This window comes from Corynebacterium anserum (genome assembly GCF_014262665.1).
In the GTDB taxonomy this organism is placed as follows: Bacteria; Actinomycetota; Actinomycetes; order Mycobacteriales; family Mycobacteriaceae; genus Corynebacterium; species Corynebacterium anserum.
In genome coordinates this window covers 933,823-951,506 of sequence record NZ_CP046883.1, presented here as the reverse complement: position 1 = coordinate 951,506, position 17,684 = coordinate 933,823, and the positions used below count along the sequence as shown (strand labels likewise).

Annotated in this window: 15 protein-coding genes; 1 reads left to right on the top strand and 14 read right to left on the bottom strand. The window is 54.3% G+C overall.

Annotation, left to right across the window (positions count from 1 at the left end; genetic code table 11):
- Positions 1–26: 26 nt before the first annotated feature.
- The 14 genes from GP473_RS03925 to uvrA form a co-directional block, all read right to left on the bottom strand.
- On the bottom strand, positions 27–1,220 hold the full coding sequence (locus GP473_RS03925; RefSeq protein ID WP_185769024.1) for an argininosuccinate synthase: 1,194 nt from the start codon (positions 1,218–1,220) through the stop codon (positions 27–29).
- Between the two features lie 106 nt (positions 1,221–1,326).
- Complete coding sequence (gene argR, locus GP473_RS03920) at positions 1,327–1,791, bottom strand: arginine repressor (RefSeq protein WP_246394905.1); 465 nt, start codon at positions 1,789–1,791, stop codon at positions 1,327–1,329.
- On the bottom strand, positions 1,776–2,690 hold the full coding sequence (argF, locus tag GP473_RS03915) for an ornithine carbamoyltransferase (RefSeq protein ID WP_185769025.1): 915 nt from the start codon (positions 2,688–2,690) through the stop codon (positions 1,776–1,778). The genes argR and argF overlap by 16 nt, the downstream gene beginning before the upstream one ends.
- A gap of 23 nt (positions 2,691–2,713) precedes the next feature.
- Positions 2,714–3,901, bottom strand: coding sequence for an acetylornithine transaminase (locus tag GP473_RS03910; RefSeq protein ID WP_185769138.1), 1,188 nt, complete (start codon positions 3,899–3,901; stop codon positions 2,714–2,716).
- Positions 3,882–4,817, bottom strand: coding sequence for an acetylglutamate kinase (gene argB, locus GP473_RS03905; protein WP_186277263.1), 936 nt, complete (start codon positions 4,815–4,817; stop codon positions 3,882–3,884). Before argB ends, GP473_RS03910 begins: the two co-directional genes overlap by 20 nt.
- Positions 4,818–4,917: 100 nt before the next feature.
- Positions 4,918–6,132 carry a bifunctional glutamate N-acetyltransferase/amino-acid acetyltransferase ArgJ gene (gene argJ, locus GP473_RS03900; RefSeq protein ID WP_186277181.1) on the bottom strand — a complete coding sequence of 405 codons (1,215 nt, stop codon included), beginning with the start codon at positions 6,130–6,132 and terminating at the stop codon, positions 4,918–4,920.
- 7 nt (positions 6,133–6,139) lie between these two features.
- The gene (gene argC / locus GP473_RS03895) at positions 6,140–7,156 is read right to left on the bottom strand and encodes an N-acetyl-gamma-glutamyl-phosphate reductase (RefSeq protein ID WP_185769027.1); all 1,017 of its coding nucleotides are present in this window, start codon (positions 7,154–7,156) and stop codon (positions 6,140–6,142) included.
- Positions 7,157–7,212: 56 nt separating this feature from the next.
- Positions 7,213–9,771 (bottom strand): phenylalanine--tRNA ligase subunit beta, encoded by a 2,559-nt coding sequence (gene pheT, locus GP473_RS03890; protein WP_186277180.1) that lies wholly within the window; start codon positions 9,769–9,771, stop codon positions 7,213–7,215.
- Positions 9,772–9,911: 140 nt separating this feature from the next.
- Positions 9,912–10,961, bottom strand: a complete 1,050-nt coding sequence (pheS, locus tag GP473_RS03885; RefSeq protein WP_185769029.1) for a phenylalanine--tRNA ligase subunit alpha — start codon at positions 10,959–10,961, stop codon at positions 9,912–9,914.
- A gap of 70 nt (positions 10,962–11,031) precedes the next feature.
- A complete protein-coding gene (locus GP473_RS03880; RefSeq protein ID WP_185769030.1) occupies positions 11,032–11,847 on the bottom strand; it encodes a TrmH family RNA methyltransferase in 816 nt (271 codons plus the stop codon).
- A gap of 327 nt (positions 11,848–12,174) precedes the next feature.
- Positions 12,175–12,558, bottom strand: coding sequence for a 50S ribosomal protein L20 (gene rplT, locus GP473_RS03875; RefSeq protein WP_186277179.1), 384 nt, complete (start codon positions 12,556–12,558; stop codon positions 12,175–12,177).
- A gap of 72 nt (positions 12,559–12,630) precedes the next feature.
- On the bottom strand, positions 12,631–12,825 hold the full coding sequence (gene rpmI / locus GP473_RS03870; RefSeq protein WP_185769032.1) for a 50S ribosomal protein L35: 195 nt from the start codon (positions 12,823–12,825) through the stop codon (positions 12,631–12,633).
- Positions 12,826–12,865: 40 nt separating this feature from the next.
- Positions 12,866–13,387: a translation initiation factor IF-3 gene (infC, locus tag GP473_RS03865; RefSeq protein ID WP_185769140.1), complete on the bottom strand. Its 522-nt coding sequence runs from the start codon at positions 13,385–13,387 to the stop codon at positions 12,866–12,868.
- Positions 13,388–13,765: 378 nt separating this feature from the next.
- Positions 13,766–16,621, bottom strand: a complete 2,856-nt coding sequence (uvrA, locus tag GP473_RS03860; RefSeq protein WP_186277178.1) for an excinuclease ABC subunit UvrA — start codon at positions 16,619–16,621, stop codon at positions 13,766–13,768.
- Between the two features lie 210 nt (positions 16,622–16,831).
- Here uvrA and GP473_RS03855 point away from each other — a divergent pair, with 210 nt between their 5' ends.
- Positions 16,832–17,542: an MBL fold metallo-hydrolase gene (locus GP473_RS03855; RefSeq protein WP_186277177.1), complete on the top strand. Its 711-nt coding sequence runs from the start codon at positions 16,832–16,834 to the stop codon at positions 17,540–17,542.
- Positions 17,543–17,684 lie beyond the last annotated feature (142 nt).

Here is a 17,684-nt window from a genome sequence, read left to right as displayed (position 1 = left end):
GATGCAGGAGCCTCAAAAGGCGACTCTTAGCTGAAGTCACGCTTTGCAGCGATCTTCGAGGACAATCCATGCAGTTCTACGAAACCACGGGCCATGGACTGGTCGAAAGAATCACCTTCGTCATAAGTAGCAAGGTTGAAGTCGTACAAAGACTTGGAGCTACGACGGCCATTGACATCAATGTGGCCAGCGTGAAGAACCATGCGGATATCGCCGGTAACGTTCTCCTGGGTGGACTCGATAAACGCATCCAACGAGCGCTTCAAAGGAGCAAACCAGAGGCCGTCGTACACTTCCTCCGACCAACGGGCATCCACCAGACGTTTGTAGCGTGCGAGCTCGCGCTCCACAGTGACGGCCTCAAGAGCCTCGTGCGCCCGGATCAGTACCGTGGCTCCGGGTGCTTCATAAATCTCACGGGACTTGATGCCCACAAGACGATCCTCAACCATATCCAGACGCCCAATGCCCTGGGCGCCTGCCCGGCGATTGAGCTCCTCGATAGCCTCAAGAACAGTGACCTTGCGGCCGTCAATGGCTACAGGCACACCGGCTTCGAAGGAAAGAATGACCTCATCTGGAGCCTGTCCGAGGGCTGGATCCTCGGTGTAGGAGTAAACATCCTTGGTCGGAGCATTCCACAAATCTTCCAGATAACCGGTCTCCACGGCTCGACCCCAAACATTCTGGTCGATGGAGAACGGGGATTTCTTAGACTGTTCGATTGGGATGCCATTTTCCTCAGCGAACGCAATAGCCTTCTCGCGGGTCCACGCGTAATCACGTACTGGAGCGATGATCTCTAGATCCGGAGCGGTATTGGCGAAGCCGACCTCGAAGCGCACCTGATCGTTACCCTTACCAGTGCAGCCATGTGCAACGGCAGTTCCGTTGTGCTCCTTAGCGGCGTCAGACAAATGCTTGACGATCAGCGGGCGAGAGATAGCGGAGACCAACGGGTACTCCTTCATGTACATGCCGTTAGCCTTAATGGTTGGGAGGCAGTACTCATTCGCGAACTCGTCGCGCGCATCAACAACAATGGACTCGACAGCGCCGGCGCCAAGTGCACGTTGGCGGACAGTCTCCATGTCTTCTCCACCCTGGCCCAGGTCGATGGAGACGCATACCACTTCAGCGTTGCGCTCCTTTGCGATCCAACTGATGGCCACAGTGGTATCCAGTCCACCGGAGTACGCGAGAACTACGCGATCCTTCATATCTTTAGTTTCCTTCCCATCGAGCTTCGCGCTCTTTATGTTCTATTAATTCTCTTATGACTTATTACGAGGATAAGCCGTCTATTTGTTTAGCCGTATAACGAGTCTAGCCTTGCGCCAAATGCGAGAAGTAGTCCGCCAGCTCGGAGCCGGTCATTGGTTCCCGGGCTAGGGCAAATACCGTGTCATCACCGGCGATTGTGGCTGCCAACTGAGTTACCTCACTACGATCCAAGATGGACGCAAGGTATTGTGCTGCCCCGGGTGGGGTGCGCAGTACAGCGATGTTGGACGAATAGTCGGTAGCAACAAGCAACTCCGCCAGTACCCGGCGTAACTTATCAGGTCCATCAATACGTACTTCGTCGGATACGGAGTAATACACCTCGCCGTCCGTGCGCACTTTACGGGCACCGATGTCCACAAGATCGCGAGACAGCGTCGCCTGAGTGATCTCCACACCTTCAGCCGTGAGCATATCGATGAGTTGCCTCTGGCTGGACACCTTGTGAGTTGTGATGATCTGCCCAACTTTTGCCTGGCGGGCAGAGCGGGTCATCGCAGAAGCCATACCATCAGTGCCTTCTGTGCGTGGAGCCTGTTTTCTGCCTCGTCGAATACGACGGATTGCGGTCCGTCAATAACCTCAGAGGTCACCTCGCTTCCCCTGTAGGCAGGCAAACAGTGCATGAAAATGGCACCATCGTTTGCCTCAGCCATGACGTCGGCATTGACCTGATAGGCCTTAAGTTTGCTGCGGTCTTCGTTGGGATCCATTCCCATTGACAGCCAGGTATCGGTGATGACCACATCCATGCCCGTGGCGGCGATCTTATCGGTGACTGTCACAGTAGCTCCGGTTTCTTCAGCTCGGCGACGAGCCCGCACAACGAACTCCTCCTTTGGCTGAAAACCTTCCGGCGCGCAAATGGTGATATTCACACCAGCGGTGGCGAAACCAAGCATGTAAGAATGTGCCATGTTGTTCGCCCCATCGCCGAAATAAATAGCATTCAAGCCTGTGAGCTTGCCTTTTTTCTCTTCTATGGTTTGTAAGTCGGCAAGGATTTGGCACGGATGAAAATCATCTGACAGCGAATTGATGATTGGGACAGTGGCCGTTTGTGCCATGTTTTCCAAATTGCTGTGGGCTGCAGTTCTCCACACAATTGCGCTGACAAAACGTGAGAGCACTGCCCCGGTATCTTGGTATGTTTCGCCTTTGCCCATTTGGGAATTGCCGGAGTCGACAACAATCGGATTGCCGCCTAGTTCGTTAATCCCAGCATCAAAAGAAAAACGCGTGCGTGTGGAGGTCTTATCAAATAAAACCGCCACTGACCGGCGTTCTAGTAGGTTCCGGTATTCATTGTCGTATCGATTGGCTTTTAATTCAGCCGCTAGCTGCAAGATTTCGGCTTGCTCGGCCGGGGTGACGTCGTCATCGGCGAGGAAATGCCTCCGTAGCATGATGTGTCCTCCTCTTTTCTTCCCTATGCGTCCAACATGTTTTTCATCTTTTCGACGCCAGTTTGTGCCTGCTCCAAGGAGAGATTTAACGGCGGCACGAGGCGTAAAACATCTGGTGATGGTTTGTTGATGATCAGACCGTAGTCGAGAGGATCAACCTCGAGCGGCTTATCCAGCACAACACCCAGCATGAGACCACGTCCCCGTACTTCTTTAACACGCGGGTGAGCTGCAAGTTCTTCCGCAATGTAGCCCCCGACGCGGCGGACATTGTCCAATAAACTTTCTTTTTTGATCGTGTCGATCACGGCGTTGGCCGCGGCGCATACGACGGGATTACCACCGAAGGTGGTGCCATGCATTCCCTTGGCAAGCAACTGTGCCTTGGGCATCGCGACGGTGGCTCCTATCGGCAAGCCGCCTCCAAGCCCCTTGGCCAGAGTGACAACGTCCGGCAAGACATCGTCCACGTGGAATCCGAACCATTCTCCCGTCCGCCCCATACCAGCCTGAACTTCATCGACAACCATGAGGATCCCTAAATCATCACATAACGCACGCAGGTCAGAGAAGAAACCTCGCGGGGCTGGAATCACGCCAGTTTCACCCTGAATAGACTCCATAAAAACTGCCGCGACATTCTCGTCACACACTGCGCGCAGTGCATCGATATCACCGTAAGGAACGTATTCCACTCCTGCAGGCATGGGTTCAAAAGGCCTGCGCTTATCAGGCTGTCCAGTTAGCGCCAATGAACCCATGGTGCGACCGTGGAAACCCTTTTCAGCAGAAATAATCCGAGGGCGTCCTGTTGCGCGGGCAATCTTGAAAGCAGCTTCATTCGCCTCAGCGCCTGAGTTGCAAAAGAAAACTTGGGCATCTTTTGCTTCATCACCCAACAAATCACGAATATTCTCGGCCAACGTGATGACCTGGGGATGGGCGAAGATATTCGACGTATGTCCCAGAGTGGAAATCTGTTTGGTGACCGCCTCAATGATGGCCGGATGTGCATGCCCAAGGGCATTCACAGCTATGCCCGAAAGCAGATCGAGATAGTGATTGCCTTCGCTATCTTCGACCACGGCTCCGCTCCCTTTCACGAGTTCAATTTGCGGCGTACCGTAATTTCCCATCAGAGCAGAGTTCCAATGAGTCTGCCAGTTATCAGGGGAAGCTGTTAATTCCGTTTTATTGGCTGAGGCAGGCATCGCTGGGATCAACCCCTTTCCATTCATCATCAGTCACCATGGTTCCAATTCCACCGGGGGTCATGAGCTCCAGGATCACAGAGTGTGGTTGACGCCCGTCGATCACGTGGGCAGCGGATACTCCGGTGCGTAATGAGTTGAGGCATGCCTCCATCTTCGGGATCATTCCGGAATCCAGGGACGGCATGAGTTTTTCCAAATTGTCTGGACTGATGCGGGACACCAGCGAGTCTTTATTCGGCCAATCAGTGTAGAGACCCTTCACGTTGGTCAACACCACAAGGCGTTCCGCTCCCAAAGCTGCGGCTAAAGCGCCCGCGGCCGTATCGGCATTGATGTTATAAACGTCTCCCTTTTCATCAGGAGCGATTGTGGAGATCACCGGAATACGACCAGCATCGATAAGGTCAAAAAGGCTATCGGCGTTAACATTTGTGATATCCCCAACGCGGCCGATGTCGACTTGCTGTCCGTCTACGTTCACCATCTTCTTCGTTGCGGTAAACAAACCGGCATCTTCGCCAGAGGTTCCCACTGCAAATGGACCGTGCTCATTAATCAAGCCGACCAGCTCACGGCCGACTTTACCGAAAAGCACCATGCGTACGTATTCCATGACCTCTGGAGTAGTCACGCGGAAACCACCACGGAACTCCCCTTTCAGACCTACTGTTTCCAGCATGTGATTGATCTGCGGTCCGCCGCCGTGCACAACAACAGGACGTGCCCCCACGGTACGCAAAAAGACCATGTCTGCTGCGAAGGCGCGCTTCAGTTCCTCGTCCACCATGGCGTTGCCGCCATACTTCACCACGACGATTTTATCGCGGTAGTGCAGCAGCCACGGGAGTGCTTCCGCAAGCACATGGGAACGCTGGCTGGGACTCAGACCTTCCGTCGATCTCCGCGGATCCATGGACTCTGGTAAAGGACTCGTCATTATTTCTGCTGCTTTCTTCCGGACGCCATCGTGCGTGTGCTTTCGCGTGTATATGAGTTCTCGTGCGTGCGTTTTCTTAAGTGGAGTATTCGGAATTGATGTTCACGTAGGAGTAGGACAAATCCGTCGTCCACACAGTGGCCTGTCCCTCCCCCACTGCCAAGTCAATCTCAACTGCCACATCGGCACCAGAGAGATCTACGTCACGGGCTCCGGGAGCACCGGTAGAATTTATGCAGACAGGATAGCCATTGAAAGAGACGCTGATTCTTTCCGGATCCATCTCCACCGGGGCCATTCCTACTGCAGCCAATACGCGCCCCCAATTCGGATCAGAACCGAACATGGCGCACTTAAACAAGGTATCGCGACCCACAACTCGAGCAGCGTCTTTGGCTTGTTCGTCGGTAGCTGCTCCTTTCACGGTAATGGACACGCGTTTGGTAACACCCTCTGCGTCAGCCTGTAGCTGCATAGCAAGGTCAAGACAGACCTGGTGAATTGCATCTTTCAATTCTTGAGCATCTGGAGTTATTCCGGAAGCACCCGATGCCATGAGAAGCACAGTATCGTTGGTTGAAGTGGAACCGTCTACATCAAGGCAATCAAAAGTGACTTTCGTGGCTGCGCCCAAGACATCAGAAAGCTGCTCGGAGTCCTCAATTACTGCGTCGGTGGTGATAAAAACCAGCATGGTCGCCAAGGACGGCGCCATCATGCCAACGCCTTTGCCCATTGCACCGATGGACCAGCCCTTACCGCGATACACAGATTCTTTCTGGACCAGATCGGTTGTCATGATGGCTCCAGCCGCCGCATGCCCTGCTGTAACCTCCTCGGATAGTAGCGGGACCAGTTCTTCCACGCCCCCAAGAATCTTGTCCATCGGCAGGACATCACCGATCAAGCCCGTGGAACAAACCGCCACGTCCTGAGCGTCGATGGAAAGAATCTCAGCGGCTTTCTCTGCGGTAGTCTGAGCATCAGCATCTCCCTGTGCACCATTGCAAGCATTTGCATTGCCGGCATTGACCACGACGGCGCGAAAACGACCATCGTTATGAGAACGCGTCCACTTCACCGGAGAAGCCACGACACGGTTGGAGGTGAACCTCGCCGCCGCGGTGTACAAAGGTCCGTGATTGACGATCAGGGCCATATCCGGATTGCCGGATGGTTTTATTCCAGCCTTCACCGCCGCTGCAGAAAAGCCGGCGGGAACGGTAATGCCAGTTTCTTGTTCTCCGACGGATTCGGATGCAGGATGCGTTGACGATCCGTGTTCGGTCATGAGTACTTTAGACTCCCGTCTGCGGAAGACCCGCGGTTTCGTCCCATCCCAGCATGAGGTTGAGACACTGAACAGCGGCACCAGCGGTGCCCTTAGTTAGATTATCGATCGCGCTGGTCACCACGACCATTCCATCAACTTCTTCCACCTGAATGTGGGTCATATTAGAGCCGCGAACACTCTGCGTTTCAGGTTGTTGGCCCTCAGGAAGCAGCAATAAGAAAGGCTCAGCAGCGCAGAAGTCCTCATAGGCCTTCCGAATGTCTTGGATACTGCCACGTGCTGGGGCAGTCACGGTAGTAAGGATCCCACGTTTCATTGGGGCCAACACCGGTGTGAAAGTGACGTACACATCCTCATTATCTGGGACAACCGCCTGTAGGTTTTGGCGAATCTCAGGAGTATGGCGATGCTTGCCTACGTTATACGCGCGAGCATTTTCCATTGTCTCTGCCCCGAGAAGACTGACGGCTGGTTTTTTCCCTGCTCCAGAAACACCGGTAACTGACACCACGCTGATCTGTGGGGCAATAAGCCCTGCGGCGATGCCGGGTACTGCAGCCAAGGTGGCACCTGTGGGGAAACAACCAGGCGCGGCAATATAGCGGGATTTCTTAATCAGATCACGGTTACCAGGCAGTTCAGGAATGCCATATGTGTGATGACCCGCATATTCCGAGCCATAGTAGCGATCCCAATCTGATTCGTTCTTCAAGCGATAATCTGCACCGCAGTCGACAACATACATGTTCTCTGGCAGATCTAATGCGGCTGAGACCCCATGAGGAAGACCGAGAATCGCTGCGTCATTCTGCACGAGGATGTCCCGCGTTGTATCCTCCAACACACGGTCAGCTAACTGAGGAAGGTGGGGAACGAGGTCTCCAAAGCGGTTACCCGCGTTGGAACCTCCAGTGAGACTCCCGATTTCGAAGTCTTTTCCATAGCCAGGGTGAGCTAACAGAAGACGAAGTGCTTCCGACCCGGCATAACCACTAGCTCCTGCAACGGCGATTTTCAGCATGTATCCAATAGTGCCTTAGTTCACACCTAAATGCAAACTATTCACAAACGTGAGAATTATCCACGCAGTTCGGCGCCCACTCGCTCTTCCGCCTCTGAAATTGCAGCTTTGCGAGCCTCGCTGGCTTCTTCTTCTGTGAGGGTCCGATCACATGCACGGAAACGCAAGGAGAAAGTAAGAGAACGCTTTTCATTGCCCAGCGCGTCAGAAGTGTAAATATCAAAAAGACGGATATCTTCGAGCAGCTCACCGGCTCCGACACGCAATGCGTCCTCAACGTCTGACGCTGGGATTGTCGAATCCACCACAACCGCGACATCCTGCAGCACAGCGGGGAATGGCGACAGCACCGGACGCGGGAAAGTCTCTTCTAACGGAAGAGCGTCCAGATCGATCTCCAACGCAACCGTTCGAGACGGAACATGTGCTCGCTCACATACCTGAGGATGTAACTCACCCGCATGTCCTACCACCGTATCCCCAACCCGGATTTCTGCACAACGACCCGGATGCCACGGAAGATATTCCGCGTTATGGAATGTGAACTCCACACCAGCAGCACGCCCAATAACACGAGCGGACTCAATAGCGTCACGCGCAGTGAAAGCCTGGGCTTCACCCCAGATTCCCTGCAACTGCCTGTTGCCGGTAGCAATGACAGAGACGTGCAATGGCTGCTGAGGCAGAGAAGCTAATAGTTCTTTAAGCTCTTGGTCACTGGGGCGCTGTTGAACCGATGGCATCGGTGAACTTTGCTCACTACTCTCCGGCTTGCTTACCTGCGCGATACCAAACAAGGCGACATCTCGCTGACCACGTGTCACGTTACGGCGTAACGCATCGATCATGGACGGCAATAGCGTAGTGCCAATGCATGCGGCGTCGGCTTCCAACGGATTTTGAACCTTCACAGTCACGCGTCGCGGATCGTCTGCATCCAGATCCCACACGTCGAACACATCATTGGCGATAAATGGGGTCGGAATAATCTCTGCGTAACCAGCCCACGCCAGGGCGTGACCCACCGAGCGACGCATGCGCTGGCGAGGAGTTAGACCTCGACCCGCTGGAGCGGTAGGAACCACCGAGGGGATATCTTCGAGCCCCTGCAGACGGAGGACTTCCTCGACGAGCTCAGCTGGCATAGTTAAGTCGGGGCGCCACGTTGGAGGTGTCACCTCAATCTCCCGTGCCCCGTTACCATCGCGATCACCAGTTTCTCGCACGGTGCAGCCAATCTCACGCAGACGGCCGATAGTCGTACCATCCGGGTAAATCATGCCCGCAACCTTGCCGGGACGCGAAGTATGCATGGTGATGGTAGGCATCGTCGGAACTTCACCAACAACGGTTCGCCCTTCTACGACGCGACCACCTGCAATGCGTACCAGCAGTGAGACCGCATAGTCCAAAGCCTCAGTGATAACTGCTGGATCGACTCCACGTTCAAAACGCCGAGACGCTTCCGAACTCAACTTGTGGCGTCGACAGGTTCGAGCGATGGTGATCTGATCCCAGTGAGCAGCTTCAAAGAGTACATCGGTGGTCTCGTCGGAAATCTCGGACGTCGTACCACCCATCACTCCCGCGAGGGATTGAATACCCGAATTGTCAGCAATGACCACATCTTCCGCGTGCAACTCACGCTCAACATGGTCTAGGGTTGTGAGCTTCTCCCCTTCACGCGCACAGCGAACATGCAATGCACCCGATATCTTTTCAGCATCGAATGCATGCATCGGTGTCCCAAGAAGGAACATGATGTAGTTGGTCACATCGGTGGCAGCGTTGACAGGGCGAGCCCCGCAAAGCATCAACTCGCGTTGAAGCCACAGCGGTGATTCTGCCTTAGGGTCAATCCCCACCACTTTGCGCATCGCGAAAAGGGAACACTGGGTATCCGCGTCCACCTCGATTTTCTGCACATCGCCGTCGGTGCCTGGAAGCCCGGCGAGAAGATCGTCATCCAGGGCTGCGGCGGCAGGATCAGTCGCCGGATCTCGGAATTGCAGGTCAAAGCTCGACGCCAGTTCACGTGCCAAGCCTCGCGCCGAGAGTGCATAGCCACGATCCGGCGTGATGTTGACATCGAAAACTGTATCGTCCAATCCCAGTAGTGGACGCGCATCATCCCCGAGCTTCATACCGAGGCGTTCTATCTCGGGCTCAGGGATGGTGATGATGCCAGAGTTCTGTACCGAGGTCATCCCCACTTCCATCGCGGAGCAGATCATTCCTTCGGAAATCTTTCCGTAGGTTTTACGAGCTCCTATCTCAAAACCACCGGGAAGCACGGTCCCGGGTAAGGAGATGACTACGTAATCGCCTTCGGCGAAATTTCGCGCGCCGCAGATAATTTTCTGCATCTCCCCGGTCCCATTGGCCGTACCAACATTCACTTGGCAGTAGCGAATTGGTTTCTTAAAGCCTTCCAGCTCCTCGATCTTCTCCACTCGCCCGAGCACCAGCGGACCGGTGGTTTCCGGTATTGGTTCATAGCCCTCGGTCTCGAAACCGACCCGAACGAAGCCTGCGTCGAATTCTTCTGCGTCGACGGACCAGCTTGGGTTGGCGGTTTGCAGGATACGGGTCAGCCATGACTGGGAGATGAGCATTGTGTGTTCTTTTCTTTCGAGGTTCCGCTGGGATATGAGGTTACACAGTGTTGGTCTGTATGACGTTGTGCTGTTGCCCTGGACAACGTTGTTCTATACGACGCCTAGCCTGTAACAAGAGCCAGGGCTACGCGGCGCTTCTACCGCACTCCGAATGGAAGGGTGAAGCGCACATCCCCCTCCACCATGTCGCGCATATCGGGCAGGCCATTGCGGAACTGCAGCGTGCGTTCAATGCCCATGCCGAAGGCGAAACCGGAATACTCTTCTGGGTCGATACCAGCAGCAGTCAAGACGTTAGGATTGACCATTCCGCAGCCTCCCCATTCAATCCAGCCTGCCCCTCCCTTCTTGTCAGGGAACCACACATCCACTTCGGCCGAAGGTTCCGTAAACGGAAAATAGTTCGGACGGATGCGGGTCTTGGTCTCTGGACCGAAAAGTGTCTTAGCTAGGTGATCCAAGGTGCCCTTGAGGTGAGCCATAGTCAAGCCCTTATCCACGGCTAGGCCTTCAACCTGATGGAAAACCGGTGTGTGGGTGGCATCCAATTCATCAGTCCGGAATACGCGGCCAGGACAGGCGATGTAGATGGGAAGTTCGCGAGACAACATGGTACGCATTTGCACCGGAGAAGTATGCGTACGCAGAACCTGCTTGGAGCCTTCCGGAGCAATGTGGAATGTATCCTGCAAGGTACGCGCAGGGTGATCCGGAATAAAATTCAGGGAATCAAAATTGAAGTACTCTGCTTCAATCTCTGGTCCTTCCGCAATTTCCCAGCCCATGCCGATAAAAATGTCCGCGATATGCTCATTGAGAATAGTGATGGGATGTTGAGCGCCACACTGACCTCGGGTGGTTGGTTCGGTGACATCGATGCGCTCTGCCCTGAGAACTTCTTCATTGCGCTTGCGTTCCAGGTCATCTTTCACCTGACTCAAGCGTTTTTCAACTCGACCGCGCGCCATATTCACTCGGCGTCCGGCGTCCTTACGCTGATCCTTCGGAAGGGAACCGAGACTACGGCGAGCAGCCGGGATTGGTGCGTCATCTCCTAGGTGTTCACGCCGCGCTATAGCAAGCTCGTCTAGGTCTGCAGCACGCTCAAAAGCAGCGATTGCAGCGTCGGCTGCAGCTTCCAAAGCAGCTTCGGACAGATCCACCGTAGAGTCAACGGAATCAGACAACACGCACCTCGCGAATATGTAGTAAAGGGATACCTTGGATGGTCAACCCCATAAAAGTACCGGAAATATCTTAGCAATGGTGAGCCAGAGACTGCGCCTTGGCTGACTCATAGAGACAAATCGAGGCTGCCGTCGCAAGGTTTAGCGATTCGGCACGACCGCGGATTGGAATACGTATGCGACAATCCGCTTCCGCCAACAGCTCCTCACCCAACCCATGCGCCTCGTTACCGAATAGCCAAGCAGTGGGCTGCTGTAACAACTCAGCGGCGCTGTCTAGGCTCACTTCGCCATCCGCTGCGGTAGCGAGAATCTGCAACCCTTTGGCACGCAACTGACCAAGCACATCTTTGATGTTGGTATCGCGAGCCACAGGGATGTGGAACAGGGATCCAGCGGAAGAACGCACTGCCTTGCAGGATTGAGGGTCGACCGTTTCTCCGGCGAAAATAACGGCATCCGCACCCACAGCATCGGATACTCGGATCAAAGTGCCCGCGTTGCCGGGGTCGCTTGTAAGCACCGGGACCGATATCAAGTTCGGCCGTCCCTTGATGGCTTTTCCGGTAGACCACAGCACAGGAGTGCACACTGCAAACAAACCGGTGGTATGAGATGTGTCGCTCAAATGTTTCGCCGCGCGTTCGGTGATGTAGTGCACGTAGACATTCATATAGCCAGCTGCGCGAATAATCGGTTCAAATTTCTTTGCGCCTTTTTCCGTAACGAACACATCTCTGGCAGCACCAGTGGCGATAGCAGCCTCCACCGAATTCTCCCCCTCGACGATGAAAACTCCAGCTTTTCTACGGGCGGAAGCCCTGTGCAGTTTGGCGGCATTGACGACGCTGGGAGTCCGCTCGGTGAACAGTTCCTTTTCGCTCATAATTGGCCAGTCTACAGCCCCAGTTTTATGGGAAGTTGGCGGCGTCGAGCGTTATGGATACGCGGAGGCGGACACCCAGTTGTGGGCGCATCGGTTCGTCAGGGCTGAAATGGGTAATCAGCTATGCACACGCCGGGACGGGTACCCAATTAAGCAAAAACACTGGGATAAGCATTCTGCTAGTTAGAGTGCAGAGACCCGAGTGTTCGGGTACAGATTCGAGCACTTCGTCGCAAACAAAACCCACACAAAAGATCCCCCACACGCCATGAGCGCCGACACTCAACTTAGAGTATCGGCGCTTAACGCGATTCACAAGCGTGCGTCTTAGGAAGCAGCTGGAGCGTTAACATCCTCTGGTAGGGCAGCCTTAGCAGCCTCGCACAGCGCAGCGAATGCAGGCGCATCATTGACGGCGAGCTCAGCAAGGATCTTGCGATCCACCTCGATTTCAGCAAGGCGCAGACCCTGGATCAGACGGTTGTAAGTTAGGCCGTTAGCGCGGGCGCCAGCATTGATGCGCTGGACCCACAGCTTACGGAATTCGCCCTTACGCGCGCGGCGATCGCGGAACGCGTAGGTCTTGGAGTGGAGCATCTGCTCCTTAGCCTTGCGGTACAGGCGGGAGCGCTGACCACGGTAGCCCTTGGCGGAATTCAGTACTTCGCGACGCTTCTTCTTAGCGTTCACAGAGCGCTTGACACGTGCCACAGTGATACGTCCTTTTCTAAGTCTTTACGGATGTAGGTGATGGTGCAAAAAGTTCGGGCGCTGGGGCAGGAACTAAGCCTTGCCGAGCAGGCGCTTCATGCGCTTGGTATCAGCTGGGGAAACGTCCTTGGTGCCCTTGAGGCGACGGGTACGAGTGGAAGGCTTGCCCTCCAGCAGGTGGCGGCGGTTAGCCTGCTCGCGACGCAGTTTGCCGGAACCGGAGATCTTGATGCGCTTAGCGGCACCCTTGTGGGTCTTCTGCTTCATTGGTGAAAATCCTCTAGCTATTAGGAGTGTCTACGAGGGACTACTTCTTGCCCTTGCGGATCGGGCCTAGGACCATGGTCATGTTGCGGCCGTCCTGCTTTGGTCGAGATTCGACAATGCCGTGCTCTTCGACATCGTTGGCTAGTCGCTCCAGCAGGCGGAAGCCAAGCTCCGGGCGGGATTGCTCACGTCCACGGAACATGATGGTGACCTTGACCTTGGATCCCTTGTCGAGGAAGCGAACTACGTTACCCTTCTTGGTTTCATAGTCGTGATCGTCGATCTTTGGGCGGAACTTCTGTTCCTTCACCACGGTCTGCTGCTGGTTCTTGCGAGCTTCTCGAGCCTTCTGGGCTTGCTCATACTTGAACTTGCCGTAGTCCATGATTTTGGCTACAGGCGGCTTGGCGTTCGGCGCAACCTCAACTAGGTCAAGGTCTGCTTCATAGGCCAGCTTGCGAGCATCGTCAGTTTTGACGATTCCGACCTGTTCGCCGCCAGGACCGACGAGTCGGACCTCAGGGACTCGAATACGGTCGTTGATGCGAGCTTCAGCGCTAATGTGAACTCCTCAGTCAGCAGTGGTTAGTGTTCTATACCGATTCTGCCCGTGAAGTCCTCTTTTTGTTTCTCATATCCCCCAGCTCACGACCAGATAAATGCATTTATGGTCTCCATGTCACTCTCAATTCAGGAGCGACGCCACAAATGCTGCCGTGTGCATGACCCGAGCCCAACCACTAGGTGGCGGTCGCAGGTGGGAGAAGGAACTCCACTTGCAGTCTAGTCAATCCGTACCGGTCTTTCATGCGATGACCTCTTAAGGTCACGCGAGAATTGACCGTCCGAAAAGAACTCAGACGGTAGTGGCTTTGATGATAGCAGCGGCTCCGGCTAACTCCAAATCCTCCACGCGGTTTTCATCTCGTACTGTAATGGCTCACTCATTCGACAGAATGACCTTGAGATACCGCCCGGTGTGTGAGTCTTCAACCATGGCAACATTTTCAGGAGTGCCTGCGGCAACCACCGTTCCACCGCCAGAACCTCCTTCAGGCCCCATGTCCACTATCCAGTCCGCGGCCTTAATGACGTCGAGATTGTGCTCAATGATAATCACCGAATTCCCCTTGTCCACCAGAGATTGGATCACCAACATCAGCTTGCGGATATCTTCAAAATGCAGACCTGTGGTGGGCTCATCGAGGATATAAATCGTTCGGCCATTCGACCGCTTCTGGAGCTCCGCAGCTAACTTCACACGCTGAGCCTCACCACCGGACAAAGTGGTAGCAGCTTGACCTAAACGAACGTAACCCAGCCCCACATCCACCAAGGTGTCTAAATACCGCGAGATGCTCGTGACGGGCCTGAAGAACTCGGCTGCCTCCACGATCGGCATATCCAAAACCTCGGCGATGGACTTCCCTTTATACAAAACTTCCAAGGTTTCACGGTTATAGCGAGCACCCTCGCATACCTCACAGGGAACATACACATCTGGCAGGAAATTCATCTCAATCTTCAACGTGCCATCCCCGTGACAAGCTTCACAGCGGCCGCCTTTCACATTGAACGAAAAGCGCCCCGCCGTGTAGCCACGCACCTTAGCCTCGGTAGTTTCCGCAAAGAGCTTACGGATCTTATCGAAAACCCCAGTGTAAGTCGCAGGGTTAGAACGTGGGGTTCGACCAATGGGACTTTGATCCACCTGCACTAACTTGTCTAAATGCTCTAAACCAGTCACCTTCTTATGCCGGCCTGGCACCAGGCGCGCCCGGTTAAGGTTATTAGCCAGGGAACGGGCAAGAATTCCATTAATCAGCGAAGACTTACCGGAACCGGACACTCCAGACACACAACAGAGCACACCAAGCGGAATATTCACGTCGATGTTCTTCAGATTATTTTCCTGAGCGCCGTGCACCGTCAACATGCGCTGAGGGTCAATTTCACGGCGTGATTGGGGAACGGCTAGCACCCTCTTGCCGGACAGATACTGACCGGTAATGGAGCGCTCCTCCTCGACAATTCCCTCGGGCTCGCCCTGGTACACCACCTCCCCACCAAGCTCTCCCGCCCGGGGACCGATATCCACTAGCCAATCAGCGGTGCGAATCGTATCTTCATCGTGCTCAACCACGATCAATGTATTTCCCAAATCTCGCAGGTGCTCCAAAGTGGAAATCAGGCGGGCATTATCACGCTGATGCAGGCCAATGGATGGTTCATCCAAGACATACAACACACCCGCCAGGCCCGAACCTATTTGCGTCGCCAAACGAATACGCTGCGCCTCCCCGCCGGAAAGGGTGCCGGCAGACCTCGACATGGACAAATAATTCAGGCCCACGTCTAAGAGGAATTTCAAACGAGTTTGAATCTCCCTCAACACAGCGCCGGAAATCATTTCATCACGCTTGCTGAGGCTCAGATTGTCGAGAAACTCGCTCGCATCAGCTATCGAAAGATCCGCCACCTCAGCGATGGAGAGCTCACGGTCCCCTGAGGCTAGCGTCACGGCCAACACCTCAGGTTTGAGGCGAGTTCCCTGACATGTCGGACAAGCAACCTCACGCATATAACTGCGATACCGATCTTTCGCCCAATCCGAATCCGTCTGATCCATCTTGCGCTTGAGAAACGGCATAACACCTTCAAACGGTGCGGAATAATTGCGCGCGCGGCCATAGCGATTGCGGTAAGACACACGAATTTGCGCAGAATGCCCATTCATCACCGCTTTTTGTTGAGCCTTCGTCAGCTTATTCCACGGCGTTTTGGGATCAATGTCCAACTCTTTCGCCAGAGCGCTCAGCAGCTTAACGAAGTACTTGCTATTAGGGCTGGAGTTCCACGGGGCAATCGCAGAAATCAACGGCGCGTCTTCATCTGGGACCACCAATTTCTCATCAACCTCGAGGCGGGTACCTAGGCCATCACAAGCTGGGCATGCACCATACGGAGAGTTGAAAGAGAACGTCCGCGGTTCCAACTCATCCAGAGTCAGCTCATGCCCATTTGGGCAGGCCATCCTCTCCGAGAAACGGCGCACACGCTGGGGATCATCATCGTCCAACCCCACCATGTCCAGTACCACGATGCCATCAGCGAGTTTCAACGCCGTTTCAATCGAGTCAGTTAGGCGCTGCTTTTGAGAAGGTTTCACCTGGAGGCGATCCACCACCACATCTATGTCGTGCTTCACCTGTTTCTCCAGTTTTGGCGGATTCGACAGCTGGTGAATCTCACCATCAACCATGACGCGTGAATAGCCCTGGGAAGCCAAGTCTTCAAAGAGATCGACAAACTCCCCCTTGCGGGTACGCACCACGGGAGCGAGAACTTGGAATTTGAGGCCTTCCTCCATGGCCAACACCTGATCCACGATCTCCTGTGGGGTCTGGCGCTGAATCACCTCGTGGCACTGTGGACAATGCGGAACACCAGTGCGTGCATATAGCAGACGCAGATAATCAAAAATCTCTGTGACCGTTCCCACGGTAGAACGAGGATTACGATTCGTCGATTTTTGATCAATAGATACCGCCGGGCTCAGACCTTCAATAAGATCCACATCTGGTTTGTCCATGCGCCCCAAAAACATGCGCGCATAGGAACTGAGCGATTCAACGTACCGGCGCTGTCCTTCCGCGAAGATTGTGTCGAAAGCCAGCGAAGACTTTCCTGAACCGGACAAACCGGTAAACACAATCATTGTGTCGCGAGGCAAGTCGATGTCCACGCCCTTGAGGTTGTGCTCTCGAGCACCTTGGACGATCAACCTATCTGCCACTGGGTTCTCCTAACAGGGGTTCATGGGGTTCATAAGGGGTGCAAGATTTCATGAGGAACGATCCGCTGTCCTGAGCAGACGTTCCACTTATAGAGCAGAAGTTCTACCAATCGCTCAACTTTACGCGATATGTCACTTACCCATCATTGCGCGAGCAATTACGCCACTACTGCCGGCACAAAAGCCTCGTTTCAGGCTACGGTGGGGTGCATGACGAAACGTCCTCTTCCATTTGTTCACGAGATTCAGCACCTAGAACAACCACGTAACATACAAGCTGTCCATCTGGGTGAAGGCAGTACTCTCATTCACACCACCGTCGGCAAGATGGATAACAACTGTTGGTTTATCGTGGCGCCTAACCAAAACGCACTGTTAATCGATGCAGCGGATGATGCAGAGCATTTATTGTCAGTGGCCGATTCAGCTGATGTCCGGATCACAGATGTTCTCACCACTCACCAACACTTCGACCACGTACAAGCTCTTGAAGAAGTACTCCGGATAACTGGAGCTGTCCATCACGCCGGACGTTACGATGCCGAAGCTCTCCCCGCGCACGTCGATGAAATCTACGGTAATGACGAGGGTCAGCTGGAAAATCTCCGTTTGTCTGGAGATTTCTCGGGCATGGAACTATCCACTGTTGAGCTGCGTGGACATACCCCCGGCGGAATAGCCGTAATCGCCCTGAACCCACACTTCTTTGAGCCTCCGCGAGCTTTCGTTGGTGACTCTCTTTTCCCAGGAGGTGTGGGCAAAACAAATAATAAACGGGATTTTGAACAGCTCCTCTCCGATGTCAGCACGCGTATTCTTTCCCTACCAGGACATACCCTCGTCCACCCGGGACACGGAGATTCCACACGCGTCGAAGTTGAAGCACCGAAGCTTGAGCAGTGGAGAGAACGAGGCTGGTAATTCGGCAACCGGCCACAACGTTCGTCCCATTTCATCGGCGATGTCAGGAGTCGCCACCACGCTTCCAACTTTTATGTAGGCTGGTTGATCAGCTGGGCTTAAGAAGTCCTCAACAAAAGGAACTCGTAAGGAGTAACAACAA